The organism is Staphylococcus croceilyticus (assembly GCF_002902575.1).
GTDB lineage: Bacteria > Bacillota > Bacilli > Staphylococcales > Staphylococcaceae > Staphylococcus > Staphylococcus croceilyticus.
Genome location: NZ_PPRD01000070.1, coordinates 1 through 3,601 on the forward strand (window position 1 = coordinate 1; position 3,601 = coordinate 3,601).

At 34.7% G+C, this 3,601-nt stretch carries 3 protein-coding genes; all 3 read left to right on the plus strand.

Annotated elements, in window-relative coordinates; genetic code table 11:
- Positions 1-119: 119 nt before the first annotated feature.
- The 3 genes from CD128_RS08660 (at position 120) to CD128_RS08670 (ending at position 3,508) form a co-directional block, all read left to right on the plus strand.
- Positions 120-1,595: a M17 family metallopeptidase gene (locus tag CD128_RS08660; protein WP_103329574.1), complete on the plus strand. Its 1,476-nt coding sequence runs from the start codon at positions 120-122 to the stop codon at positions 1,593-1,595.
- A gap of 192 nt (positions 1,596-1,787) precedes the next feature.
- On the plus strand, positions 1,788-3,107 hold the full coding sequence (locus CD128_RS08665) for a Na+/H+ antiporter family protein (protein WP_103329575.1): 1,320 nt from the start codon (positions 1,788-1,790) through the stop codon (positions 3,105-3,107).
- A gap of 20 nt (positions 3,108-3,127) precedes the next feature.
- Entirely contained in the window at positions 3,128-3,508 is a 381-nt protein-coding gene (locus CD128_RS08670; protein WP_103329576.1) for a PaaI family thioesterase, read from the plus strand.
- The last annotated feature ends 93 nt before the right edge of the window (positions 3,509-3,601 follow it).

The window sequence follows — 3,601 nt, forward strand, 5'->3', positions numbered from 1 at the left end:
AGTATTGTAAATAAAGAAGCCAGTAAATGAATTTATAAAAAACTCATTTACTGGCATTTTTGCTAGGAATTATGTCCCAGCCTCTTTTTTTACAACACTTAAAAAGGAGTGGATAGTAAATGGTCAATTTCACTAACAACAATAATGGTATAGCACAGGAAGAAGTCTTAATCTTAGGTTTGCCGAACCATATTAATCAACTTGGTACGATTAATTATAATAATGAAGATTTAACGCAACGTATTGATATATATCGCCATCATCATCTGATTGGCAGTACATTAGGTAAGATTTCTTCAACGCTTTTATCACTTAAAAATGACTCGAAACGTTTAATAACAGTTGGGTTAGGAAATTTAAAATCGCTCAATTATGCAGAATTATTGAAAGCGTTCGGTCATTTGTTTCAATTTTTAAAAGAAGAGGGAATTACAAGTGCTGATGTACTCTTTGAAACATTTATTTCAAAAGAGTTGGCGCAAGAGAAAGTGGCGGAGGTCTTTGGATTACAAAGTGAACAAGCCATTTATGTGTTTGATAATTATAAATCTAATAAAACTGCACCTTATCAACTAGATTTAAATATAATTTCAGAAAATGAAAATTTAATCTCTGATATTGAAAAGGGTGCAATAGTTGGTCAATCTATTAATCTAGCTCGTGATTTCAGTAATATGCCTCCTAATATTTTGACGCCAGCATATTTTTCAGACCAAATTGAAGATCATTTTGCAGAAACTAAAGTTGATATAGATATTAAAGATGGTGAAACGTTATTAGCGGAAGGCTTTGGCTTAATTCACGCAGTAGGAAAAGGCTCTGAGAACCAGCCAAGAGTTATTACTTTAACTTATAATGGTGCTCAAAATGACACGCTTCCTATAGCATTAGTAGGCAAAGGTATTACTTACGATTCAGGCGGTTACAGTATTAAATCTAAAATGGGCATGCAAACGATGAAATTTGATATGTGTGGCGCAGCGAATGTCGTAGGAATGATTGAAGCAGCTTCACGCCTTGAACTTCCTATTAATATCGTCGGTGTGATTGCATCCGCTGAAAATATGATTAATCATAATGCAATGAAACCAGATGATGTATTCACAGCACTTAGTGGAGAAACGGTTGAAATGCTAAATAGTGATGCAGAAGGGCGATTAGTTTTAGGAGATGCGGTCTTTTATGCCAATCAATTCAAACCAAGTATTATTCTAGATTTTGCTACATTAACAGGTGCTGCAGTGGCGGCATTAGGAGAAGATAAAGCAGCATTATTTAGTTCAAACGCGGATAATGATATTCAAGACATATTAGCGAGTGCTAAAGCAGTAGATGAATTTGCATTTGAATTGCCAATCACTAGCACTGAACAGCGTTTAATTCGTAATTCTGATGTGGCAGATTTAGTTAACCATACGAATGGCCAAGGAAAAGCGTTATTTGCTGCAACCTTTGTAACGCACTTTAGTGGTGAAACACCACATATTCATTTTGATATTGCAGGTCCAGCTACGACAAACGTAAAAAGTTATCGAGGACCTAAAGGACCAACTGGCAGTATGATAACTACGGTGGTCAATTGGTTACGTCAATAAAGAATCGTTTGGTTAATGATAAATTGAATGTATGTGATAGAACCAGAGCTAATCCTAAATAGCTTTGGTTCTTTATTTTTTGCAAAAGAAAATATTTAAAACGCAGATATTGACAATAATTAAACGACTTGATATGATAAGTCACATAATATTTCGCTTTAGTTCGGTAGAGTGTTAAAGGATGTGGAAGGTATGTTAAATGCAGTTGTCATCGCTGTCATTTTAATGATTATCTTGTGCCTGTGTAGACTTAATGTTGTCATAAGTTTATTTATAAGCTCGCTAGTAGGTGGGCTGATTTCAGGTATGAGTTTAAATAAAGTGATTAGCATTTTTGGTAAGAATATTGTAGATGGTTCTGAAGTAGCTTTGAGCTATGCTTTATTAGGTGGTTTCGCAGCACTTATCTCATATAGTGGGATAACAGATTACCTCGTTAATAAAATTATACGTGCGATTCACACTGAAAATAGTCGACTTTCAAGAGTTAAAGTCAAAGTCATCATTATCGTTGCACTTCTTGCAATGAGTATTATGAGTCAGAACTTAATTCCAGTACATATTGCTTTTATTCCTATTGTGATTCCGCCACTTATTAGTTTATTTAATGATTTGAAAATTGATAGACGATTAATTGGCTTGGTAATAGGTTTTGGATTATGTTGGCCTTATGTTTTACTACCTTATGGGTTTGGTCAAATTTTCCATCAAATTATTCAAAGTGGCTTCCAAAAAGCACATCACCCTATCGAATTTAATATGATTTGGAAAGCGATGCTCCTTCCATCTATGGGTTATATTGTAGGTCTAATCCTAGGTATGATTGTTTATCGTAAACCTCGTGATTATAAGACAGAAGCTTATGTTGAAAATGAGGATACAGTTACACAAGTGAGACCATATGTCTTAGTAGTAACAGTAGTAGCCATCTTAGCTACTTTCTTAGTCCAAACATTTACGGATTCAATGATATTTGGTGCATTAGCAGGGGTTCTTATCTTCTTTATCTCTGGCGTGTATAAATGGAATGAATTAGATAGTCAGTTTGTTGAAGGTATCAAGATTATGTCATTTATAGGTGTCGTTATTCTTTCGGCCAATGGTTTCGCTGGTGTAATGAATGCTACTGGTGATATTCAAAAGTTAGTCAGTAGCTTAACGGAAATCACGAGTGGACATAAATTAATTAGTATCATTGCTATGTATATTATTGGTTTAATTGTGACATTGGGTATTGGTTCATCATTCGCGACTATACCAATCATTGCTACATTATTTATTCCATTAGGTGCTTCACTAGGTTTAGATAGTATGGCATTAATTGCACTAGTAGGTACAGCCAGTGCATTAGGAGATTCTGGTTCACCAGCAAGTGATTCGACATTAGGGCCAACGGCAGGATTAGCGATAGATGGCCAGCATGATCACATAAGAGATACATGTATCCCGAATTTCCTTTTCTACAATATACCGTTAATGATTTTTGGTACAATTGCAGCTATGATATTATAGTTGTAAATGAGGTGAAATAGGTGACCAATTTATTAGAAACCTTTGAAATGAAGATTGAAGAAACAGCTAACGGTAAAGTTGTCATCTCTATGCCTGTTACTGATAAAGTGAAACAACCATTTGGTTATTTACATGGGGGTGCGACGATTGCACTAGGCGAAACAGCGTGTTCAATCGGTGCAGCAAATTTAGTGGATACCAATCACTATATCCCTTTAGGCTTGGAAATGAACGCCAATCATATTCATTCTGTAAAAGAGGGACGAGTGATTGCTACTGCTACAATTATTCATCAAGGTCGTACAACACAAGTTTGGAATATTGAAATTAAAAGTGACGATGACCAATTGATTAGTATAATGAGAGGAACTATTAGCATTAAGTCTTTAAAAAATAAATAATCAGATAAAAGAGGCTGGGACATAATTCCTAGCAAAAATGCCAGTAAATGAGTTTTTTATAAATTCATTTACTGGCTTCTTTATTTACAATAC

What these genes read in the sequence shown, in the direction of transcription:
- CD128_RS08660 (WP_103329574.1), top strand. Translation starts at nt 120, where the DNA reads ATGGTCAATTTCACTAACAACAATAATGGTATAGCACAGGAAGAAGTC.
- CD128_RS08665 (WP_103329575.1), top strand. Translation starts at nt 1,788, where the DNA reads ATGTTAAATGCAGTTGTCATCGCTGTCATTTTAATGATTATCTTGTGC.